At 69.5% G+C, this 236-nt stretch carries 1 protein-coding gene; it reads left to right on the forward strand.

Translation table 11 applies throughout. From position 1 onward, the window contains the following. Window positions 1-230: hypothetical protein (locus tag SB659_RS20500; RefSeq protein WP_410551769.1), on the forward strand; the 230-nt coding region annotated here is incomplete at its 5' end. Window positions 231-236 lie beyond the last annotated feature (6 nt).

Here is a 236-nt window from a genome sequence, read left to right on the forward strand (position 1 = left end):
CTATGCCAACTGCGACCACAGCCAGGCCCACTATGCTCCAAGGAAACGGCTCGGCCGAGTCCTGGGCACGCACGCCCTCGCCCGCCCGAGGCGCACTGCTGCTGCCGGGAGCCGCTTCGCCCGCAGTCGGGACCGCCGCCAAGGCGGACGGCACCGCCGCGCCGCCTGCCGACGTCGTACTTCCAGTGGTTGCCGTGAAGCTGAAGGTGCCTTCAATGGGATGCGAGTAGGAGCTG

This window comes from Arthrobacter sp. SIMBA_036, assembly GCF_046535135.1.
GTDB lineage: Bacteria > Actinomycetota > Actinomycetes > Actinomycetales > Micrococcaceae > Arthrobacter.